The following is a 21,171-nucleotide window of genomic DNA, read 5'->3' on the forward strand; positions in this document are numbered from 1 at the left end:
ATTATTATGACATTATTTCAATGAGTTATCTATTTTTGTCGTGTACAGAGTACGCTCTATAAAAACGAATAGCTAATTTGGACATGGAGTCCCAGAATGAAAAAAACATTGCTTTGTGTAGCAACATCTATTGCTGCCTTGCCTATGCTCACACATGCAGATTCACCTTATTTTAGTCTACAAGATGGAGATGGATTTAAACGCTTTTCTGTATCGGTCGGTGCTTTACATGTCATGCCACAAGGTAAAGCTCAACCTTTCCGAGTTAACACATCGGTTAAAGAAAGCGAAACTGCAAAAGTTGGAGATATCAAAGCACAAACGGTGCTCGACAATATCAAGCCAGGAAGTAGCGTCAATCCTCTCTTAAAGGCTACTCTTGATGGGCTAGCTTTAATTAATGCTGATGTCCCCTCAGCACTAAGTGGGACTGCTGAAATACGTGGCCTCAGTCAATGGGACAACCCAGGCACAGGTTTAGAAGCCGATGATGTCACCACATTGGGCATCATGACCAATTACTTTTTTACCGACAATATTTCTTTTGAAATGAAAGCAGGGATTCCACCAAAAGTCGATTTACAAGGTAAAGGAAAAATTTATGCGCCTTTTTCAGCAACTGCAACACCTATGGGCGGAGCTTTAGGAAATTTAGAACTTGAAAATGATATTTTCATTACCGATTTGGAAGCACACGGCCCTGCGGCATCTGCACGTGCATGGACACCTGCTTTCGAGTTCCAATATCACTTTGGTAAAACAGGGGTAAATAAATTCCGCCCCTATATCGGTGTTGGAATGATGTATGCCTACTTTAATGAGCTGGAAATTAACCCACAAACTGAAAAAGACTTGATTGCAGCAGGTCATATGATTGCCAATATTAAAGAAGGAAATGCTGGTGCATCACTTGAAGGGAAAAAAAGTTCAGCCAATCCCAAAGTTAAGCTAGAAGCAACTGATGCCTTCGCGCCTATTGCAACCGTCGGTTTCACCTATGACTTTAATGATAAATGGTTTGCTGTCGGTTCCGTGTCCTATGCTCATCTTAAAAATGAAACCACGATTACCGTCAAAGATGCTACGCACGGTGAACTGATTAAATCCACAGCCGATATTGAAATTAACCCTATTCTAGCGTATGCAGGTGTCGGCTACCGGTTCTAAGCCTTAAAAGAACTACAAAAAAGACGACACCAAGTCGTCTTTTTTCATGAATATTCATTGTTTTTATTGATCAAATAGTCAATTTTTTATCATCGCTTTCAGCAAATAATTCACTTAATATAGCGAACTCTAAGCTCATTTTTTGGTTGAAATATGTCAGAAACTCATTTTTCCAAACCGCTGATTTACATGCTCATTGGAAGTGCAATAATTCTGGCATTATCACTGGGTGTCCGACATGGCTTTGGACTCTACCTTGTGCCTATGAGTGATGAGTTTGGCTGGGGACATAATGTTTTTAGTCTAGCGATTGCGATGCAAAACCTGATTTGGGGCGCTGCGCAGCCCTTTACAGGCGCATTAGCAGATAAATATGGCTCTAAAATCGTGGTTGCCGTCGGTGGTGTGTTGTATACCATCGGTTTGCTGCTCATGGCAGTCAGCTCTACGGGTTGGTTACTCAACTTAAGTGTCGGTCTTATTTTGGGCCTAGCATTATCTGCGACCTCTTTTTCTGTATTGTTATCCGCGGTGGGTCGTGCTGCACCGCCTGAAAAACGTAGCCTTGCTATGGGCATTGCCAGTGCAGCGGGTTCTTTTGGGCAGTTCATTATGCTGCCGTCAACCTTACTGCTGTTACAAAACTTTGGCTGGTCTGCGGCGTTGGTCGTTAGTGCACTTTTAATTGCGATGATTATTCCACTGGCTTGGATGCTCAAAGCTCCCGCCTTTGTTGTACCGAATGCGTCAACCAATCAAGTTCAGCTCAGTTTTAAAGATATTTTAGTCATTGCGAAAAACCATAAACCATTTTGGTTCCTATCACTTGGTTTTTTGGTCTGTGGCTTCCAAGTGGTCTTTATAGGTATCCATTTACCTGGCTATTTGATTGATCATGGCTTTAATGCAACCACAGGCACAGTTTTTCTGGCTCTGGTGGGTTTATTTAATATTGTAGGCACCTATACCGCAGGTTGGTTAGGTGGCCACTATTCCAAACCGCACTTGCTGATGTGGCTTTACGGACTACGCGGTATTGCCATTATCGCCTTTTTAATCCTGCCTTTAAGCATCTGGACAATTTATGCATTCGGAATCATTATGGGTTTATTGTGGTTATCTACAGTTCCTTTGACCAATGGTATTGTGGCAAATATGTTTGGGATTAAATACCTGACCATGCTCAGTGGCATTGTGTTTTTCACACACCAAGTCGGCTCTTTTTTTGGTGGATGGCTCGGTGGTGTTAACCATGATATAGCAGGCAATTACAATGCCGTATGGATGCTATCAATTGTATTAAGTATATTTGGCGTACTGGTACATTTCTGGGTTAATGAGGAGCAAATTGTGCATGACTGAGTCTCTGCTGAAACTCAAAATCTCGATTGCTGTGGCAATCCTGCTTTTACTCACATTGTCGATTGCACTATGGTTGCAAACCCCTGAACTGTTTGAATATTTTAATCAGGCTTTCTGCGCGCATTAAACTGCTGAAATAGCATCAATAAATTTCACTATGTTTCAGCACAAAAACTAAAAGTAGTAAAACCCAACACTTACTATATTTCTTTATTATTTCAAAATTTTAGAATTCATAATAATTTTGCGCTGTCTGGGTTTAAGTTTTTTCATATGTTTTGATTATCATAAATAAAGTTGAGGCCTCGTAATAACAAATTTATCCCAGTGATTACGAGCAAATTATTAGTTAGAATTGTATTCCGAGACAATCAGGTCATTCCATCTTCCCGGCACTCTTTCCAACTGATCATTACCCTTTCTTGAAACGCTATAGCCTGGCGGATTTCCGTCCATTTTAATAAAAAATGAGATAACGAGAAAGGTAGCCTAAACCTTTGATAAGAATGACTCTGCATATAGATTGTCTACCATTAAGACTGTAACCGCATCAAAAATCTTTTATTTTCAAGCAAAAAGTTAACTCTGAATATTAGGTTTGATCTAATCGATCTTTAACAAAACCAAGCAGCTGTTTACTTTTTCTCACTTAATCTGTCTGGTGTATTTTCCTTTTTCTGCTTAGCGTATTAGAAAATCAGGATTCAGCATATAAATAGAGGAAAAGACCATGAATGAGCTTCAATTTTCAGATTGTGTTCGGGCCTGTATGAGCTGTTCACTCGCATGTGCCAACTGTGCTAGCGCCTGTCTTAAAGAAGAAGATCTGGAGATGATGCGGGAATGTATTCAACGCTGTCTGGATTGTGCAGATATTTGCCAGCTTTGCGCCCGTATGGAACAGAAACAGTCTCCTTTCATGCATGAGATGTGTGAACTCTGCGCCAAAGCGTGTGACTACTGTGCAGAAGAATGTGGTCAACATCAAGACGATCATTGCCTGCAGTGTGCCGAAGCATGCCGTCGTTGTGCTGAAGAATGCCGAAAAATGGCGGCTTAAAAAATTAATTTGATAATCCTGTTCTTCATTTCAAATGGCATAGGTTAATAGTTGTATGCTCAAACCATTCCAATAAAAAAACCCGCAAGCAAATACTTACGGGTTTTTGATCTAACTTGAATTAATCAAATTAGAATAAACGGTTCATACCATTCAGTGTCGCTACACGATATGCTTCCGCCATGGTTGGGTAGTTAAACGTGGTTTCCACGAAATACTTGATGGTATTGTTCGGGCTGTTCATTACCGCCTGACCAATGTGGATAATTTCAGAAGCATTGTTACCAAAACAATGAACGCCCAAAACTTCCAGCGTTTCACGATGGAACAGGATCTTCAATTCACCTACCGTATCACCGGTAATCTGGGCACGTGCCAGATGACGGAATGAAGCTTGGCCAACTTCATACGGAATTTTTTCTTCAGTCAACTGCTGTTCAGTTTTACCAATTGAAGAAATTTCTGGAATGGTATAAATACCTGTCGGAATATCTGTCACTGGTGCAACATCTTTCTCTCCACTCATGTTTGCACCTGCACAACGACCTTGGTCATAGGCAGCAGAAGCAAGAGATGGCCAGCCAATCACATCACCCGCAGCGTAGATATTTTCGACTTCGGTTTGATATTGATCATTTACAGTCAATTGACCACGGCTGTTCGGTTTCAAGCCAACATTTTCCAGACCTAAACCATCAGTATTCCCTGAACGACCATTACACCAAAGGATGGCATCTGCTTTAATTTTCTTGCCACTTTGTGTATGTAGAACCACATAATCATCAGATGTTTCAAGGTAATCAATCTGCTCATTGTGACGGATTAACACGCCCTGCTCACGCAAGTGATAAGACAAGGCATCGGAAATTTCATCATCCAGATAGCTCAGTAGCTTCGGTTGCGTATTGATCAGGTCAACTTTATGGCCCAGACCAATAAAGATCGATGCGTACTCACAACCAATCACACCTGCACCATAAATAATGATTTTTTGGATTGAATAATCCAGATCCAGAATTTTGTCTGAATCAAATACACGTGGGTGATTAAAGTCTAGGATTTCCGGACGATAAGGACGAGAACCTGTCGCAATTACTAATTGTTTAAACTGAATCGTTTCCTTAATGCCATCTGGAGTAAATACAAAAATGGTATTTTCATCCTGAACATAGGCACGGCCATGGAAGATATCAATTTTATTACGGTCGTAAAAACGTGAATGTGTTTCAACCTGCTGTTGAATCACTTTATGCGCATTACGAAGCACTTGCTTCATAGTGAACTGTTTCCATTCACCGACTTTCTGGAACATTGGATCACGTTGATAACGGATGATGCTTGATACCGTTTGACGCAATGCTTTACTTGGAATCGTACCAACATGCGTACAGTTACCACCAAGTTGTTCACGCATATCAACGATTGCAACGCGCTTACCCGATTTGGCAAGTTTCATTGCCGCGCCTTCGCCCGCAGGGCCTGAACCTAGAACTACCGCATCGTACTTAACGAAAGTCCCACTAACGACCTCTTTCTTACGTGGCATTCAACGCTCCTTTATAAATTAAATTCATCTGCAATATCTGTTTGCCATATTATGACGTAAATCATGTCATTTTGGTGTATTTAACTGACATATATTGTGTGATGAGAACATTTTTTAAATGAATAGTCCTTTTTGCCCCATTTGTAGCTAAGTCCGTTATAATAAAAGCGCTATCTTTGATTATCTCCTCCCTTCAAAAACAGTGGAAAAGTTGAATATGTCTGAAAACCGTAAACCTGAACAGGGTGTCAAACTTCGCGGCGCGGAAAAGGTCGCCCGTATTCCTGTAAAAGTTGTACCTACGGTTGAAACACCACGGAAGCCGGACTGGATTCGCGTCAAAATGGCCGCACCTGAAGAAGTACAACGTATTAAAACTACACTTCGTCAGCAAAAATTACATACCGTATGTGAAGAAGCCGCCTGTCCTAACCTGCCTGAATGTTTTGGCGGTGGTACAGCAACCTTTATGATTATGGGTGATATCTGTACCCGTCGCTGTCCGTTCTGTGATGTGGCACATGGCCGTCCAAATGCACTAGATCCAGATGAACCGCGCCATATGGCAGAAACGATTGCTAACTTAGGTTTGAAATATGCGGTAATCACTTCGGTAGACCGTGATGATTTACTGGATGGCGGTGCACAGCATTTTGTCGATTGTATTAAAGAAGCACGTGAACTGAGTCCAAAAACTTTATTAGAAATCCTGGTTCCTGACTTCCGCGGTCGTATGGATATTGCTTTACGTATCATGACTGAATGTCCACCAGACGTGTTTAACCACAATATTGAAACTGTGCCACGTCTGTATAAAGCGATGCGTCCGGGTTCTGATTATCAGCACTCTTTAAACCTGCTGAAAATGTTTAAAGAATACTGCCCGGATATTCCAACAAAATGTGGTTTGATGGTCGGCATTGGTGAAACTGAAGAAGAAGTTATTGCACTGCTGGATGACCTGAAAGCACATGAGGTCGATTATGTGACGATTGGTCAGTACTTGCAGCCTTCTAAACAGCATGCGCCAATTGACCGCTTTGTAACGCCAGAAGAATTCGAACGTTATGCAGAACATGGCCGTAAGCTTGGCTTTAAGAATATCTGGTCAGCACCGATGGTACGTTCAAGTTACTTTGCAGATCGTCAATACTATGGTGAACCGGTTCCGGAAGTACGCCGTAAAGTTGATCCGGCAAAAAAAATCACTGTTCAGACGATTGAAGCTTAAAAATCGCTTCAACCCAAGCCCTCTTAAATAGAGGGCTTTTTTATAGCTTAGGAGTTTAAATTTAAATTAATGTTTAATATTTTTTTCTTGTCCTTATTAATTTAAGTTATTACTTATCTTCACATTTCTTTGCGTGTTCTCACTTGAATACTGCTCACTTTTCAAACAATCTCAAAAATAGTTAAAACACTTTAATATGTCGTTGAAATATTTAATAACGATAGTTCTCACAAGAACAGCTGTGAACTTGCCTGATTCTTAAATGATGCAAAAATATCGCTCAAGTTTTAAGAAAACACATTATTAATACTGGCAGCGGCACAGTTGTATAACCCTGGAGAAATATAACAATGCTATTTATTTTTGCCGTGCTTCTTCTACTTGCCAGTTTATGGGCGATTTTCTTCTTTCAATTTTCCCGTACCACTGGTGCGATTACCCTGATGATCATGTCAGTGGTCTGTGCATTCATCAGCCCTTGGTCGCTATTACTCGGTATTCCCCTAATTCTGATTAGTCTGGTCGTGCTAATTGATCCTCTGCGTATGTCTTTTATTTCCAGGCCAGCCTATAAAGCTTTAGCGGATGCCATGCCGAGCATTAGTCCGACAGAACGTGAGGCTCTTGATTCCGGCACTAGCTGGTGGGAAAAAGAGCTCTTTATGGGGGCGCCGAACTGGGAAACCTTTAATAGCTATCCCTATCCAAAACTTTCCGTTGAGGAACAGGCATTCTTGGATAACGAGGTCGAAACGCTGTGTAGCATGCTGGATGAATGGGAAATCCATGAGAAGAAAATGCTGCCTGAACATATCTGGCAATACATTAAAGATAATGGTTTCTTGGGACTAATCATTCCCAAAGAATACGGCGGTCGTGCCTTTAGTTCCTTTGCTCAAAGCCGGGTGATGAGCAAAATTTCTTCACGCTCTCTCACTGCTGCTGTGAGCTGTATGGTGCCTAACTCTCTCGGGCCGGGTGAGCTACTGCTGCATTACGGTACTGATGAACAGAAAGATCGTTATTTACCAGGTCTGGCCAAAGGTGAAGAAATCCCATGTTTTGGTCTGACCAGTCCTGAAGCCGGTTCAGATGCCGGTGCGATTCCAGATACCGGTGTGGTCTGCTATGGACAGTTTGAAGGTCAGGAAGTCTTGGGACTGAGAATGAATTTCTCCAAACGCTGGATTACTCTAGCACCAATTGCCACCGTGGTTGGTCTGGCTTTTAAAATGTATGACCCTGATCATCTATTGGGGGATAAAACTGACTATGGGATTACTTGTGCCTTGCTACCGGCCAATCATGAAGGGGTAAAAGTCGGTCCACGTCATAATCCTGGCTCCCCTTTTATGAATGGTACTGTTGAAGGTAAGGATGTATTTATTCCTTTAGACTGGATCATTGGTGGCGTGAAAAATGCCGGTAAAGGCTGGCGTATGCTGATGGAATGTCTAGCGGTTGGTCGTGGTATCTCCCTACCGGCTTTGTCTACCTCCAGTGCCGAAATGACTTACCTGAATGTCAGTGCGTTCTCGCGAATCCGTCAGCAATTCAAGATTTCAGTGGGTAAATTTGAAGGCGTACAGGAAGCCAATAGTGAAATTGCCAGTGATGCCTATATGCTGGAAGCTTTCCGTTATTTAGTGACTTGTGGCTTGAACCAAGGTGGTAAACCGGCAGTCATGACGGCAATTGCTAAATACTATGCCACTGAGACCATGCGTAAAATTGTCAATCACGGTATGGATGTCGTGGGTGGCCGTGCGATTCAAATGGGACCTCGTAACTTCCTGGCTCTCAACTATCAGGCCATTCCAGTATCGATTACAGTCGAAGGCGCCAATATTCTGAGCCGTTCATTGATGATCTTTGGTCAAGGCTCGATGCGTTGCCATCCTTATTTGTATGAAGAATTACAGCTTCTGCAAGCTGAAGACCCAAAAGCCGCTCTGAATCCATTCGATACTATGTTGTTTAAACATCTGGGTTATACCTTTAACCGGACTGCCCGCTCTTTTGCCTATGCTTTTAGCAGGGGTTCAAGTGCTGCGCCACAAAGTGCGGTTGATTTTACCCGTCCCTATTACAAGATTATCAACCGGCTCAGTGCCAACTTTGCCCTGACTGCAGATATGTGTCTGGGTTTACTTGCCGGTGATATTAAACGCAAGGAAATGCTTTCTGGCCGTCTGGCTGATATTCATGCCCATCTGTTTATTGCGACGGCAATCCTGAAATTCTTTGAACATAGCAAAAAAACTGAAGCTGAACGTCTGCATGCACAATTGGCAATTGAGAAATCTTTATATACGGCTCAGGAAGCGTTTTATGACCTGTTTGCAAATTTCCCGGTGGGTGTTGCTGCTGGCATGGTCAAACTTATCTGTTTCCCATTTGGCCGCCCTGTCGCGAAACCATCTGACCGACTTAAACAGGAAGTCGCAAATGTCATGATGGAAGATAACGCTTTCCGGAAAGTACTGAAAAAGCATGTTTTCTATAGCACAGCGGAAGATGATGTAAATGGTCGTATGGAATCAACCTTCACCATGTTACTGGAAATTGAGCAGCTTTGGGATCGCTTTAAAAAAGCTGAAAACAAAGGTCAATTTAAAGGACTCAGTTTTGCTGATCATGTGGCTGATGCGCATGAACAAGGCTTTATTAATGAAGAAGAAGCCAATAAGTTACTGCACTATAATGCGCGTCGCTATGACAGCATGTTGACTGATGTCTTCGATTTGCATTTACAGGAAGTATTGGAGCTGGAAAATCCTCATATTTCGAAAGCAGATGCAACAGGTACTGATACTTCAGTTCAAAGTGCACCTTCACATTCAACCAGTCCTTAGATAGAACTTTTATCTAAATCAGACCTTGATTACAAAGTGAAGTTATTTATTGACCTCACTTTGGATATCTCAAGTGGCTATTCAGCCACTTTTTTACGACTATTGCACGATGGTATTTAAGAGATAAAACGTTAAGCTAGACTCATAATAAAATTGAGGGTCAATGATGTCACAACAAGATTATGAAAATGGCTTGAAAGTCCGTACTGAAGTGATGGGTGCAAGCTTTGTAAAGCGCGCTCAGGACAATACAGTTCCTTTTACCCAACCTTTACAGGACTGGATTAATGAACATGCCTGGGGTTCGACCTGGCAACGTGAAGGGATTTTACCACGTAAATACCGTTCTTTAATTACCATTGCTTTTCTTACCGCGCAAAAAAGCCCAACTGAATTGAAAGGCCATGTTCGTGGCGCTTTGAATAATGGTGCAACAGTTGAAGAAATTCAGGAAGTGCTACTGCACAGCCTGCCTTACTGCGGTGCCCCGGCCACACAGGAAGCCTTCCGTGCAGCGCTTGAAGTGATTCAGGAATATCAGACGAATCAAGAGAATTAAGAATTGCTTAGGCTATTTAAATGGCTTATCAATAATAAAGCCGGGAATTAAAATTCCCGGCTTTTTAAATTTTGAATCGATAAATCTATTATTCTTCAATTAAAGAATCATAGCGTCTCTATCTAAAAATAAACTTATCCTTTTAATTCAATTTGAGTTCGCTGTTCCAAGCCTTGCACCGCAGCGGAGAAATCCAGCTGACTGGCCTGTGGTTTGGCAATCTGCTGAAACTCTTGCTGAACCAAAGACATTACTGATAAATCCAGTTGCTGTTGCTGTACCAACTCCAAGGCAATACCAATATCTTTCTGCAATAAATCCAGCGCAAAGGTCTTGTGAAACTCACGGCTCAGTACACGCTGTGCCATGATATTTTCCGACATGCTGCTTTTACCACTGGAATGATTAATACAGTTTAGTGCACTGCTTAAATCAACGCCCTGCCCTTTCAGCACAGTCAGCCCTTCAGCCAATGCCCATAAGTGAGTCGCCATTAAGGTATTATTCACGGCTTTCACCGCAAAACCAGAACCGCTTTCTCCCACATATTCAATCAAACCTGCAAAAGCAGCAATGACCGGTTTGGCTTGCGCAAAGGCAGCTTTATTTCCTCCCACCATCACGGTTAAAGTGCCTTTTTCTGCGCCAACGGTTTGGCCAGAAACCGGTGCATCCAGATAAAAACTGCTTTGTTGCTCCAAGAGCTTCGCCAGTTTCTGTGCTGATTCCGGTACACCACTGGTACAGTCAATCCAGATTGCACCTTGTTTGGGTGGATGAGCTGCAATTAATGCTTCTACATCCTGACTGGTCGGTAAACAGGAAAAGATAAAATCTGCCTGAACCGCCTGCTCAATACTCACTGCCTGCGTTGCAAAAGTTTCAGCATGCGCTACAGCTTTCTGTTCAGTCCGGTTCCAGACCCAAACCTGATGTCCGAGTTTTGGCAAATGGGAGGCCATATGCCAGCCCATTGCCCCGAGTCCTAAAAATGCAATTGTATGACTCAAAAAATGCTCCTTGGATTAAGCGACCGGCTTAACCTCGATGTCAGTTGCAGTCGATGCGGGTTCAGGCAATTCTTTATCTTCACCACGATTTAGGAACAGGTTCAACAAAATCGCAGCTAAAGTCGCAGTACCAATACCCCCCAGATCAAAACCACCAATCTGCAAGCTATAGTTGCCTGTGCCCATGATCAGACAGACTGCACCAATAATCAGCGTACTGTTCTTGGTGAAATCAACACGGTTATCTACCCAGATTTTCGCACCAGCCACAGTAATCAGACCAAATACGACAATCGATGCACCACCCAACAAGGCCACTGGAATGGTACTGATCACTGCACCGAATTTAGGTGAAAGTCCGAGCAAAATGGCGAAGATACCAGCAAAGACAAATACAGTGGTTGCATACACTTTGGTCACTGCCATCACACCGATATTTTCAGCATAAGTGGTCATCCCGGTACCGCCGATAGAAGCGGACAATGAAGTACACACCCCATCAGCAAAGAAACCACGACCCATATATGGAGACAGGTTTTTACCGGTCATCGCAGAGACTGCCTTAAAGTGCCCTAGATTTTCTGCAACCAAGATAATTGCCACTGGTGCAATCATCAGCATGGCATTCATTTCAAAGACTGGACTCTGGAAATTCGGCAAACCAAACCATGCCGCTTCACTGACCTTGGTAAAATCAATTGCAGGTCCGAAGCCCATCACATTGGTGAAAAGGAAGTAAATCAGATAGGAAGATAATAAGCCCAATAACAATAACAGACGGCGTACCATTCCTCGTGTAAATACAGCAATCACACTGATACAGATAATAGTGATTAATGCCATCCAGGAATCAAACTGGTTCGCTGAAACGCTTTTGATTGCCACTGGAGCCAGGTTCAAACCGATAATCATCACGATTACACCAGTGACCACCGGTGGCATCAGTTTTTCAATCCAGTTGGTACCGGTTTTCATGACCAGCAGGCCAATCAAGGCATAAACAATACCGCAAGCAATCGTACCGCCAAGCGCCAGTCCGATATTAGGATTCGCGCCAACGCCGGAATAACCAGTCACTGCGACTACCGCACCAATAAAGGCAAAGCTGGATCCCAGATAACTAGGCAATCGACCGCCCGTGATCAGGAAAAATAAAATGGTACCAATCCCGGTAATAAAAATTGTGAGATTGGGATCAAACCCCATTAATAAGGGTGCCAGCACGGTTGCGCCAAACATGGCAAACACATGCTGTAACCCGAGAATAATACTTTTCCCAGCAGGCAAATATTCATCTGTTTGCACTGGTGTGGTATCGAGATTGCCTTGGTAAGGCTTAAATTTTGGAAACCATGTTTCTTTTTCTTGCATCGGCTTCCCCTCCTTGATTAGGATTGAATTGATTTAGCACATTTTGTGTGGCTCACAGTAAGAACGATTGAAGTACATCAGTGCATTGCCTTGACTCTGGCACATGGCTTTCACCTCACAGAACAGCACGTCATGACTGCCTACGGATAAACATTGGACCACCTCGCAGTCAAAACTGACTAAGGCATCCTCAAGTACAGGTGACTGGGTCACCAAAGTTTTCCAGTTCCCCTGACTGAAACGCTCTGCCATTGGTGTTTTTCCACCAAACAGATTGGAAAGATTTTGTTGATGTGATGCCAGGGTATTCACACACAACACCTGATTCTTTTTAAAGGTTTCATAGACTGACGCAGAACGGTTCAGGCACACCAGTAACGTTGGTGGTGTATCCGTCACGCTACATACGGCCGAAGCGGTAAATCCAGCCATGCCTGAACGACCTTGCGTGGTAATGACATTCACTGCAGCACCTAGATTAGACATGCCCTGACGGAAAATCTGCTGATCGACCTGGGTAAAGATGTCACCCGATGCGTTAGTCGCCAAAACCTTATTTAATGCTTTATTTTCTGCAACTGTCTCTGTGATGATTTTAGATAGTTTGGCATTCATGCTGTTCTCCCTACCCCAAATCGATGTTCAGTTTCAGACCTGGGGCATCTAGTAATGAGATTGAATCAGGTGGATCGGCTTATACATGGGCAATCGAAGCAATTTCGACTAGCGCATCAGGTTTGACCAAACCTGTCTGTACGCAATACCGTGCCGGCTTATCTTCCGGGAAATACTCTGCATAAACGGTATTAATTGCTGCATAATCTGCCCAGTCTTTGACAAACACATGATTGAAAGTGACGTCATCCATGCTGCCACCGGCTTCTTCAATGACACGCTTGATGGTTTCCAGAATATGACGGGTCTGGGCCGCGGCATCACCGACATGCACCACGTTATTATTTTCATCAAAGGCCAGCGTGCCTGATACATAGACAATATTGTCGGCCTTGGTTGCCGGTACAAACGGCGCTAACGGTTTTGAAGTTCCTGCTGGAATAATGACTTCTTTAGGCATACTGTTTTCCTTAATCTTGATCTTTAATTCTTTAGGCACTTTCAGCTAATTCAGTTTCTTTAAGTGATTCACTTTCTTTTTGAAAGGTTTCGACAAAATTTGCGGTATCGGATACCCAGCCAAAGAAGGTCTTGATGTTATACAGACTGGCTTCATGGGCTTCGACTGGCCCGGCCTGATGGCATGCATCTGCAAGTGCCACACCAAAATATTCCAGAAAAAAACCATCACGTAAGGTCGATTCCACACAAACATTGGTGGCAATTCCCACAAACACCAGATTGCGAATACCACGCACACGCAACATGCTGTCCAGTGCAGTATTAAAGAAACCGCTATAGCGAGGTTTTTCAATGACCAGATCTTGTGGCAATGGCTTTAATTCATCAATCAATTCAAAATCCCAACCGCCCTTGGCCAGTAATTTCCCCTGTAATTCAGGCTGTTTACGCATAGTCTTTAAGGCATTGGATTTATGGAAATTCGGAGAATCCGTACCACCCGCTTCCTTATATTCTGCATCCCAGCCATTTTTGAAATAAATCACCTGAATACTGGCCGCATGCGCAGCATCGACTGCTTTTTTTATATTTTCGACCACGGGTTTGGTTTTTGAGATATCAAAACCAGCCAGATCCAGATAGCCACCCTGCGAGGTATAGGCATTCTGCATGTCAATCACAATCAGGGCCGTCTGTTCTGGTGCAAGACAAATTGCTTCTGGTTCCGCTTTAAGCGTTTTTCCTGTGCCGAGTTTTTCCGTAAAACCGGCTGTTACGACTGATTTACTCATGCGCTTTTCTCCAGAACCGGTACTGTATCTTCAAGCACAATATGCTCACGACATTTCATCAGTGGCTGGATTTTTTGACCAAAATCTTCAACCCCTTGAATAAAATCATCAAAAGTCAGCAACACACCTTCTGTGCCCTTGATCTCGCCAATTTCATCCAACATTCGTGCCACATTTTCATAAGAACCCACCAAGGTTCCCATATTGATATTCACCGGAGATACGCTAGAAGCCATTTGACGGATATTGGTATCTGCACCTGAAGTGGTATCTTTACCGCCCTGATTCATTAGCCAGTTAATCGCTTCCATGTCGGCGCCATCGTTATAGTGCTGCCATTTGGCTTGCGCTTCTTCATCGGTTTCAGCAGCAATCACCATAAACAGTACATACGTCTGCACATCACGGCCAGTAAGGTCAGTTTTTTCTTTTAAGCGATCATTAATTTCTGCATAAGCCGTTGGAGTATTCAGCCCTTTACCAAAGACAAAGTTGTAGTCGGCATATTGCGCAGAAAATTCCAGACCGGCATCCGACTGACCTGCGCAGATAATTTTCATATCCGCTTGTGGACGTGGGCTGACACGGCAATCTTCCATCTGGAAATGTTCGCCCTTAAAGTCTGACTTACCAGTCGCCCAAAGTTCACGCAGAATTTGTACATATTCAGACAGATATTCATAGCGTTTGCCAAAATAGTCATTACCTGGCCACATACCCATTTGGGTATATTCAGGTGGCTGCCAGCCGGTTACGACATTCAGACCAAAACGGCCATTTGAAATCGAATCAATGGTTGATGCCATGCGCGCGACAATTGCAGGTGGCATCACCAGAGTTGCGGCAGTTGCGAAAATTTTAATTTTGCTGGTGACAGCCGCAAGACCTGCCATCAGGGTAAACGTTTCCAGGTTATGTTCCCAAAATTCAGTCTTGCCACCAAAGCCACGCAGCTTGATCATAGAAAGTGCGAAATCGAAACCATAGTGCTCAGCACGCTGTACGATTTGTTTGTTTAACTCAAAAGTCGGCATGTACTGCGGTGCATTTTCAGAGAGTAACCAGCCGTTGTTTCCAATTGGACAGAAGACACCTATTTTCATTTTTACACCTCATTATTTTTTAACACTTATTCAAAATCTTGAATCCACTGCGGGAATCTTATCTGCAATATAAACATTGCAAACCGTGTGCCAACTATATTTATTCAAATTATTTCAATAACTTAATATTTATTTTTTTGAATTTTTAGTAAAATAACTGTTTTTAACCATGAATCAATTTCGTTCACTATGTTTCATTCAAGTGCATTTATATAAATTCATGCGTGTGCAGAACCTGCATAAATTCGCAGTAAAATTACTGCTCATACCATAGAAATTATTCATTAGAAAAAATAAAAAGTCAGACCCAGGGTCTGACTTAAATAAATAGATTTATTGGCTGAAAATATCAGGCTGATTTTAAAAAATGCAGCATGTTTTGGTTGATCAGGGCAGTTTCAGTCACCGTAGAAGCATGTGCTCCCGTTTCGAGCAGGTTAAACCGGCTATGTGGCAATAACTGCTGCAGTTGTTGTGAACATTGATATGGCACCAGGAAATCATCCCGGTTGGCAATCAGATGTACAGGAACATTTTTGAGTGCCTGCTGATGCACTTTTTCTAGTTGAAAAGCTTGTACTGCCTGTATACGTGCCAAGACATTTTGAATCGGTGGAAAGTCAAGGAGCTGCTTATTTTCTGCTTCGGTTAATGGGTCAATATGTGCTGAGATCCAGTGTGGTGGATATAGAAATAAAGCTTGGGCCCGAACATAGGCTTCTGCTCCGCTATTCAGCAATAAAGAAGTCCTTGCCTGAAAACATTTTTGGGTATGTGAGTCCAGCTCTCCCCAGGCATTCAACATGGTCAGACTCAGCAACCTAAATTTTTTCTCCACCTGATAGGTTGCGAGCTGCATACCAATATGCCCACCCAATGCATGTCCAATAAAATGAAACTCGCAAATATCCTCATTGATCAATAAATCCAGGATCTGCCGAGCCATATGATCTACGGAATAAGGCGTTGGAAAGAGTTCAGAATCCGCATGACAACCTTCCTGATCATAGGTCACCACATGAAAATTTTGCTGTAAGGCTTTAATTTGAGGATTCCAGAAGCTGGCATGTCCGCCCAAGCCGGAGGAAAGCACTATATAAGGCGCATGTGCCTGTGCTGCAGAGTGAATAAACAAAGACATAAAACTCTCATATTTGAACTATGAGATGAATACAGCAAAATATATGCCTGAATAAGACTATTTTTGAACAATTGATAAAATTATAGCCAGTAGACATTAAAGCTATAATAAAATTCCTGCACCTCAAAACGTACGTTATAGCCCAGTTCAGTCAATTCTGCCGAAAGACCACGGATCTCTTCTAAAGGCAAATGTTTTGGAAATACTGTCAATACAGCAGTATTGCCTTGTCGGGCATTATCCTCAATTAATTGAGCCAAACGGGGCTTATACATTTCAATATTCAAGTTGGCTACATTCGATAAAACTTTGGCCTGGTCCGCAGTCATAAAACTCATTGTTTTTACTCTTTTTTGATTTTATTCAATGAAATTAAATGATTTAAATCACATAAAATATTCGTGTTTTGTAAACCAAAAATAAAAATTGATCATAAAAAAATCCCTCACCAGGAGAGATTTTTTTAAGCGATTTAAATTTTATTCTGGTAAAGGAATATATTGCGATGATGTATTTTGCTGCTGTTTACGTTCACCCACCACAACCTCCAGATCCTGTTTTTTACCTTCACGTTCCACTTCAATCCTAATTTTACTACCTGGAGCTTGCAGAGCTACGTAGTTAATCAGATGTGAGGCTGAAGTAATCTGTTCATCATTGACCATGATGATCTTATCACCGCGCTGAATACCTGCTTGGGCGGAAGGACCATTCGGCAATACTTCTGCCACAGTCACGCCCTGTTCGGATGGTTTCATTACATCATTTCGTTGTGGAGGCAACAAGCTAATACCTAACCAGCCACGCACTACACGGCCATCTTTCAAAATGGCATTCATGATCTGCTGACAAACCTTGGCTGGAATTGCAAAACCAATGCCTAATGAACCGCCAGACTGAGAGAAAATTGCCGTATTCACCCCAATCAAATTCCCTGAAACATCAATTAGGGCACCACCTGAGTTTCCTGGATTAATTGCTGCATCCGTCTGGATAAAGTCTTCATAGGTATTGATACCCAGATCAGAACGACCCGTCGCAGAAATAATCCCCTGCGTCACGGTTTGACCCACACCGAACGGATTACCAATCGCCAGAACGACATCACCAACTTCATTACCACTCAATTTAAATGGCAATACCGGTAATTTATCCAGCTCAATCTTGATCACTGCCAGGTCAGTATCCGGGTCAGTCCCAATCACTTCTGCTTCAGCACGGCGGCCATCATTTAAGGCGACAATGATCTGGTCAGCCTGCGCAATCACATGATTATTCGTCAGAATATAACCATCTGCACGCACAATTACGCCTGAACCCAGGCTGTTTTCATTTGGCCCCTGAGAGAACTGTTCTGGTAACTGATCACCGAAAAACTCACGGAACACAGGATCATTCAGTAAAGGATTATCCTGTCTCTTCACTTTTTGTGTGGTAAAAATATTCACTACAGCCGGTGCAGCCACTTTCACCGCAGCGCTGTAAGAAACCACCCCACCAGCACGTGAAGTATCCAGTAATGGTTCAACTTTTTCAGCAGGCATTTTGACGCCATCTGGCGCAACAGGTGCTTTTGGCTTTTGCAACTGCTGCCAACCTAGAAAGACGATGATCACTAAGATCAGCAACACCCAAGGTAACCATGTAAAGGTCCGACGCACGTTATTATCCTCTGACAATATTTTTAATTTATTGATGACTAAGTAATTTGTGCTCTATTGTAAAGCTAAACACAAAACTAAACATAAAAAAAGCAAAAGAGATTTGTGCTGCTTTAGTTACAATTCAAAATATGTTTTGATGATGACAATTGAAAGGTTTAGAGAGAAATTTATGGCCAGATTGCAGGACATTATTCAATGGTGCGACCAAACACTGATCGCACATGAATTCAAGGACTATGCCCCAAATGGTTTGCAAATTGAAGGGAAGTCTGAGGTCAATAAAATTTTGTGTGCTGTGACTGCTTCTCAAGGAGCCATCGAAGCCGCAATTGCTCAGGGCGCGGATCTCCTACTGGTACATCATGGCTATTTCTGGAAGGGTGAACCTTACCCAATTACTGGCATGCGCGGTAAACGGATTAAGACACTAATTCAACATGATATCTCACTGGTTGGCTATCACCTGCCTTTAGACAGTCATCCCGCTTTGGGAAATAATGCTGCAATTGCCGACCTATTGGAACTGGAAAATCTGGAACAATTAGATCCAAATGAACGTCGTCCAATTGGCAATATTGGCTATTTAAAACAGGCCATGACACCAGAGCAATTTAAGGCTTATGTTTCAGAAAAATTGGGCTTTGATGCGATTCATTTATCAGCAGACAAAACTGAAATTCGTAAAGTTGGTTTCTGTACTGGAGGTGCGCAGGATTATATTCAAAAAGCTGCAGCACAGAACTGTGATGCCTATATTTCTGGTGAAGTGTCTGAACGGACCTTCTATGAAGCTCAGGAACTGGATGTGCATTATTATGCCTGCGGTCACCATGCAACCGAGAGATATGGTGTTCAACGCCTCGCAAAAGCTATTTCCCAGCAGTTCAATATTGAGTATAGTTATTTCGAATTAAACAATCCGATTTAATTTCACCTGACGGTATTTGACAGTGGCTTTATACGTATAATTTCAGGCTTTATTCTGTATTCTTATTTATCTGCAATGCGCATTTCTGCCTGTTTTTCTATTACAATAAAGCCACTTATTGTCAAAACCCAGCAAAATGCAAGGAATTGAAAACATGACAACCATTACTTTACCAGCATTACCTTACGGCTACGAAGATCTTGCTCCACACATTAGCAAAGAAACTTTAGAATACCATCACGACAAACACCACAATACTTACGTGGTTAACCTGAACAACCTGATCGCTGGTACTGAGCTTGAAGGCAAAACTTTAGAAGAAATCATCCTGGCTTCTGCTGGCGATTCATCTAAAGCAGGTATCTTTAATAACGCTGCACAAGTTTGGAACCACACGTTCTACTGGAACTGTATGGCAAAAAATGGCGGTGGTGCTGCAACTGGCCCATTAGCTGCGAAAATTGATGAAGCTTTCGGCTCTTACGAAAAATTCGCTGAAGAATTTGCCAATGCTGCTGCAACTCAATTCGGTTCAGGTTGGGCTTGGTTAGTTGCTGACGAAGTTAACGGCAACCTTTCTATTCTTAAAACGTCTAATGCTGATACGCCAATGGCACACGGTAAAATTGCTGTGTTGACAATTGACGTTTGGGAACACGCTTACTACATCGACTACCGCAATGCTCGTCCTAAATATATCTCTACTTTCCTAGAAAGCCTGGTGAACTGGGACTACGCAAACGCGAAATATGCAGGCCAGCCTGCAGGTGTTGAGAAATAATTCTTTATTTCTTTACTAAAAAAATCACCCATTTTGGGTGATTTTTTTATTTTTAGGCTCTAAATGAATATTTATAAAGCAAACAATTCATTTCTTTACATTAATTGATTGACGACCTGCCGATTCCTCCCTAAAATGCCGATCAGATTCTCCAATAGCTCAGTCGGTAGAGCGACGGACTGTTAATCCGCAGGTCCCTGGTTCGAGCCCAGGTGGGAGAGCCAAGATTCCAGAAAGCCCATTCATTGCGAAGTGGGCTTTTTTTATACTTATATTTTTAGATTGAAATCGTATTGATCTGTATGCACTGTGCCATATCATTTCCGACATTTCAGATCATTTACAAGAATTAAGGCTTATTAAAATCTGACTGTTGCCCTGTTTTACCTAAATATAACATTTTGAACTAAAAACCTTTTCGACTATTTTTAAAACACTTGATTCAATTTCTGCAGCTTTTTTCTAAAAGTGCCTTGACCCCTTTTCAAATCTCTCTATAATCGCTTTCAGATTCTCCAATAGCTCAGTCGGTAGAGCGACGGACTGTTAATCCGCAGGTCCCTGGTTCGAGCCCAGGTGGGAGAGCCAAGATTCTCGAAGAACCCACTCATTATGAAGTGGGTTTTTTATTTGTTCTAAGTTCTACTGTGTTTCATTTGAGTCAGATTATTTTTTTTGTGATTGGCTGTCTGGCAAGTTTCGCCTTATTTTGCCTGCTCTTCCCGCACCTGTTTACCCGCCAGCAAAAATTTTACCCCAAACGTGTCATTACTGCCTTTGAAAGCAGGATGTTTACTCGTCTGAAAGATGCTTTTCCTCATCATCATATTTTGGCACAAGTTGCTTTCAGTGCCTTGATTACTCATGACCAGATGAATATGCGGAGTAAATTCAATCGCAAGGTGACTGACTTTGTAGTGATGGACCGGGAATATAATGTCGTTGCAATTGTAGAGCTCGATGATCCGAGTCATTTTGGCAAAGAAAAGGAAGATGCTGAACGCGATGCCATGCTGATTGCAGCAGGCTATACCGTTGTCCGATACACGGAAATACCGAGCATCAGACAACTACAACGGGATTTAAGATAATAAATTTATATAAAATACTTATTGCTGAATATTGGCCTCTGAGGCTGCCTGCACGTCTGTTTCAGCATTCGCTTGCCGTTCCACTGCCTGCTTTCTCTCAGCTGCCTCACGTGCTTCAATTCGGGCGATCATTTCAGCCTGCTGCTGTTTATACTTTTCCTGATTTTTGGCATCACTATTTACAGCCAGAAATGCCATCGTGACCAAAAAGATTGGAATACATAAAGCTAGGGTTCCAAAAATAACCAGTTTCTTGACACTGCGGGTTTTTGTCTGTTGCGACATAACAAACCTATACTCTTGATCTAAAATCTTGAGCCACTATAACAAACTCAGATGATTGCTCAAGACTTAGCAAGATAACAAATAAAAAAAGGAGCCGAAGCCACTGCTGTCCCATAGTTTGCTTTAAATAAAAAAACCTGAGTCCTAAC

The 21,171-nt window shown here is 42.4% G+C and carries 21 protein-coding genes and 2 tRNA genes; 12 read left to right on the forward strand and 11 right to left on the reverse strand.

The window, feature by feature from the left end:
- The first annotated feature begins 96 nt into the window (after nucleotides 1-96).
- From C8322_RS08165 to C8322_RS08175, 4 genes are all read left to right on the forward strand, one after another.
- Nucleotides 97-1,167, forward strand: coding sequence for an OmpW/AlkL family protein (locus C8322_RS08165; RefSeq protein WP_111810498.1), 1,071 nt, complete (start codon nucleotides 97-99; stop codon nucleotides 1,165-1,167).
- 153 nt (nucleotides 1,168-1,320) lie between these two features.
- The gene (locus C8322_RS08170; protein ID WP_111810499.1) at nucleotides 1,321-2,529 is read left to right on the forward strand and encodes an MFS transporter; all 1,209 of its coding nucleotides are present in this window, start codon (nucleotides 1,321-1,323) and stop codon (nucleotides 2,527-2,529) included.
- Entirely contained in the window at nucleotides 2,522-2,656 is a 135-nt protein-coding gene (locus C8322_RS14685) for a hypothetical protein (RefSeq protein WP_265735900.1), read from the forward strand. Before C8322_RS08170 ends, C8322_RS14685 begins: the two co-directional genes overlap by 8 nt.
- 603 nt (nucleotides 2,657-3,259) lie before the next feature.
- Entirely contained in the window at nucleotides 3,260-3,589 is a 330-nt protein-coding gene (locus C8322_RS08175; protein ID WP_004893963.1) for a four-helix bundle copper-binding protein, read from the forward strand.
- A 130-nt stretch (nucleotides 3,590-3,719) separates the two neighbouring features.
- Here the strand turns inward: C8322_RS08175 and sthA are convergent, their stop codons facing one another.
- Nucleotides 3,720-5,135, reverse strand: coding sequence for a Si-specific NAD(P)(+) transhydrogenase (sthA, locus tag C8322_RS08180; protein ID WP_004810544.1), 1,416 nt, complete (start codon nucleotides 5,133-5,135; stop codon nucleotides 3,720-3,722).
- A 217-nt stretch (nucleotides 5,136-5,352) separates the two neighbouring features.
- Between sthA and lipA the strand changes: the two genes are divergently transcribed.
- From lipA to C8322_RS08195, 3 genes are all read left to right on the forward strand, one after another.
- Nucleotides 5,353-6,366 (forward strand): lipoyl synthase, encoded by a 1,014-nt coding sequence (gene lipA, locus C8322_RS08185; protein WP_004893961.1) that lies wholly within the window; start codon nucleotides 5,353-5,355, stop codon nucleotides 6,364-6,366.
- Nucleotides 6,367-6,716: 350 nt separating this feature from the next.
- Complete coding sequence (locus C8322_RS08190) at nucleotides 6,717-9,221, forward strand: acyl-CoA dehydrogenase (RefSeq protein WP_111810500.1); 2,505 nt, start codon at nucleotides 6,717-6,719, stop codon at nucleotides 9,219-9,221.
- 166 nt (nucleotides 9,222-9,387) lie between these two features.
- Complete coding sequence (locus C8322_RS08195) at nucleotides 9,388-9,780, forward strand: carboxymuconolactone decarboxylase family protein (RefSeq protein ID WP_008303147.1); 393 nt, start codon at nucleotides 9,388-9,390, stop codon at nucleotides 9,778-9,780.
- Nucleotides 9,781-9,914: 134 nt separating this feature from the next.
- Here C8322_RS08195 and C8322_RS08200 read toward each other — a convergent pair whose 3' ends face one another.
- The 9 genes from C8322_RS08200 to C8322_RS08240 all read right to left on the reverse strand — a co-directional run bounded on the left by C8322_RS08200 (nucleotide 9,915) and on the right by C8322_RS08240 (nucleotide 17,934).
- Complete coding sequence (locus tag C8322_RS08200) at nucleotides 9,915-10,754, reverse strand: NAD(P)-dependent oxidoreductase (protein WP_008303152.1); 840 nt, start codon at nucleotides 10,752-10,754, stop codon at nucleotides 9,915-9,917.
- A 51-nt stretch (nucleotides 10,755-10,805) separates the two neighbouring features.
- Entirely contained in the window at nucleotides 10,806-12,161 is a 1,356-nt protein-coding gene (gene rutG / locus C8322_RS08205) for a pyrimidine utilization transport protein G (protein WP_008303153.1), read from the reverse strand.
- 33 nt (nucleotides 12,162-12,194) lie between these two features.
- Nucleotides 12,195-12,710: an NADH-dependent FMN reductase RutF gene (gene rutF / locus C8322_RS08210; RefSeq protein WP_376699438.1), complete on the reverse strand. Its 516-nt coding sequence runs from the start codon at nucleotides 12,708-12,710 to the stop codon at nucleotides 12,195-12,197.
- Nucleotides 12,711-12,855: 145 nt separating this feature from the next.
- Complete coding sequence (rutC, locus tag C8322_RS08215; protein ID WP_008303155.1) at nucleotides 12,856-13,236, reverse strand: pyrimidine utilization protein C; 381 nt, start codon at nucleotides 13,234-13,236, stop codon at nucleotides 12,856-12,858.
- 31 nt (nucleotides 13,237-13,267) lie between these two features.
- Nucleotides 13,268-14,029, reverse strand: a complete 762-nt coding sequence (rutB, locus tag C8322_RS08220; protein ID WP_111810501.1) for a pyrimidine utilization protein B — start codon at nucleotides 14,027-14,029, stop codon at nucleotides 13,268-13,270.
- On the reverse strand, nucleotides 14,026-15,132 hold the full coding sequence (gene rutA, locus C8322_RS08225) for a pyrimidine utilization protein A (protein ID WP_008303165.1): 1,107 nt from the start codon (nucleotides 15,130-15,132) through the stop codon (nucleotides 14,026-14,028). Before rutA ends, rutB begins: the two co-directional genes overlap by 4 nt.
- A 349-nt stretch (nucleotides 15,133-15,481) precedes the next feature.
- Nucleotides 15,482-16,273 (reverse strand): pyrimidine utilization protein D, encoded by a 792-nt coding sequence (gene rutD, locus C8322_RS08230; protein WP_008303166.1) that lies wholly within the window; start codon nucleotides 16,271-16,273, stop codon nucleotides 15,482-15,484.
- 80 nt (nucleotides 16,274-16,353) lie between these two features.
- Complete coding sequence (locus C8322_RS08235) at nucleotides 16,354-16,611, reverse strand: hypothetical protein (protein WP_004810565.1); 258 nt, start codon at nucleotides 16,609-16,611, stop codon at nucleotides 16,354-16,356.
- Nucleotides 16,612-16,752: 141 nt separating this feature from the next.
- A complete protein-coding gene (locus C8322_RS08240) occupies nucleotides 16,753-17,934 on the reverse strand; it encodes a trypsin-like peptidase domain-containing protein (RefSeq protein WP_004810569.1) in 1,182 nt (393 codons plus the stop codon).
- A gap of 172 nt (nucleotides 17,935-18,106) precedes the next feature.
- Here C8322_RS08240 and C8322_RS08245 point away from each other — a divergent pair, with 172 nt between their 5' ends.
- The 5 genes from C8322_RS08245 (at nucleotide 18,107) to C8322_RS08265 (ending at nucleotide 20,737) form a co-directional block, all read left to right on the forward strand.
- Nucleotides 18,107-18,865 carry a Nif3-like dinuclear metal center hexameric protein gene (locus tag C8322_RS08245; RefSeq protein ID WP_008303169.1) on the forward strand — a complete coding sequence of 253 codons (759 nt, stop codon included), beginning with the start codon at nucleotides 18,107-18,109 and terminating at the stop codon, nucleotides 18,863-18,865.
- Between the two features lie 154 nt (nucleotides 18,866-19,019).
- Entirely contained in the window at nucleotides 19,020-19,646 is a 627-nt protein-coding gene (locus C8322_RS08250; protein WP_111810502.1) for a superoxide dismutase, read from the forward strand.
- A 148-nt stretch (nucleotides 19,647-19,794) separates the two neighbouring features.
- Nucleotides 19,795-19,870 (forward strand) — tRNA-Asn (locus C8322_RS08255).
- A gap of 288 nt (nucleotides 19,871-20,158) precedes the next feature.
- A tRNA-Asn gene (locus tag C8322_RS08260) sits at nucleotides 20,159-20,234 on the forward strand.
- A gap of 59 nt (nucleotides 20,235-20,293) precedes the next feature.
- Nucleotides 20,294-20,737, forward strand: a complete 444-nt coding sequence (locus tag C8322_RS08265; RefSeq protein WP_026056769.1) for a DUF2726 domain-containing protein — start codon at nucleotides 20,294-20,296, stop codon at nucleotides 20,735-20,737.
- Nucleotides 20,738-20,755: 18 nt separating this feature from the next.
- Here C8322_RS08265 and C8322_RS08270 read toward each other — a convergent pair whose 3' ends face one another.
- Nucleotides 20,756-21,022 carry a hypothetical protein gene (locus tag C8322_RS08270; RefSeq protein WP_008303677.1) on the reverse strand — a complete coding sequence of 89 codons (267 nt, stop codon included), beginning with the start codon at nucleotides 21,020-21,022 and terminating at the stop codon, nucleotides 20,756-20,758.
- Nucleotides 21,023-21,171: the final 149 nt, after the last annotated feature.

Origin of the sequence: Acinetobacter sp. SM1B (assembly GCF_003289665.1) — a bacterium.
Classification (GTDB): Bacteria; Pseudomonadota; Gammaproteobacteria; order Pseudomonadales; family Moraxellaceae; genus Acinetobacter; species Acinetobacter schindleri.

Coding starts and splice junctions, on each gene's coding strand:
- C8322_RS08165 (WP_111810498.1), top strand. CDS start 97: ATGAAAAAAACATTGCTTTGTGTAGCAACATCTATTGCTGCCTTGCCT.
- C8322_RS08170 (WP_111810499.1), top strand. CDS start 1,321: ATGTCAGAAACTCATTTTTCCAAACCGCTGATTTACATGCTCATTGGA.
- C8322_RS14685 (WP_265735900.1), top strand. CDS start 2,522: ATGACTGAGTCTCTGCTGAAACTCAAAATCTCGATTGCTGTGGCAATC.
- C8322_RS08175 (WP_004893963.1), top strand. CDS start 3,260: ATGAATGAGCTTCAATTTTCAGATTGTGTTCGGGCCTGTATGAGCTGT.
- sthA (WP_004810544.1), bottom strand. CDS start 5,135: ATGCCACGTAAGAAAGAGGTCGTTAGTGGGACTTTCGTTAAGTACGAT.
- lipA (WP_004893961.1), top strand. CDS start 5,353: ATGTCTGAAAACCGTAAACCTGAACAGGGTGTCAAACTTCGCGGCGCG.
- C8322_RS08190 (WP_111810500.1), top strand. CDS start 6,717: ATGCTATTTATTTTTGCCGTGCTTCTTCTACTTGCCAGTTTATGGGCG.
- C8322_RS08195 (WP_008303147.1), top strand. CDS start 9,388: ATGTCACAACAAGATTATGAAAATGGCTTGAAAGTCCGTACTGAAGTG.
- C8322_RS08200 (WP_008303152.1), bottom strand. CDS start 10,754: ATGGGCTGGCATATGGCCTCCCATTTGCCAAAACTCGGACATCAGGTT.
- rutG (WP_008303153.1), bottom strand. CDS start 12,161: ATGCAAGAAAAAGAAACATGGTTTCCAAAATTTAAGCCTTACCAAGGC.
- rutC (WP_008303155.1), bottom strand. CDS start 13,236: ATGCCTAAAGAAGTCATTATTCCAGCAGGAACTTCAAAACCGTTAGCG.
- rutB (WP_111810501.1), bottom strand. CDS start 14,029: ATGAGTAAATCAGTCGTAACAGCCGGTTTTACGGAAAAACTCGGCACA.
- rutA (WP_008303165.1), bottom strand. CDS start 15,132: ATGAAAATAGGTGTCTTCTGTCCAATTGGAAACAACGGCTGGTTACTC.
- rutD (WP_008303166.1), bottom strand. CDS start 16,273: ATGTCTTTGTTTATTCACTCTGCAGCACAGGCACATGCGCCTTATATA.
- C8322_RS08235 (WP_004810565.1), bottom strand. CDS start 16,611: ATGAGTTTTATGACTGCGGACCAGGCCAAAGTTTTATCGAATGTAGCC.
- C8322_RS08245 (WP_008303169.1), top strand. CDS start 18,107: ATGGCCAGATTGCAGGACATTATTCAATGGTGCGACCAAACACTGATC.
- C8322_RS08250 (WP_111810502.1), top strand. CDS start 19,020: ATGACAACCATTACTTTACCAGCATTACCTTACGGCTACGAAGATCTT.
- C8322_RS08270 (WP_008303677.1), bottom strand. CDS start 21,022: ATGTCGCAACAGACAAAAACCCGCAGTGTCAAGAAACTGGTTATTTTT.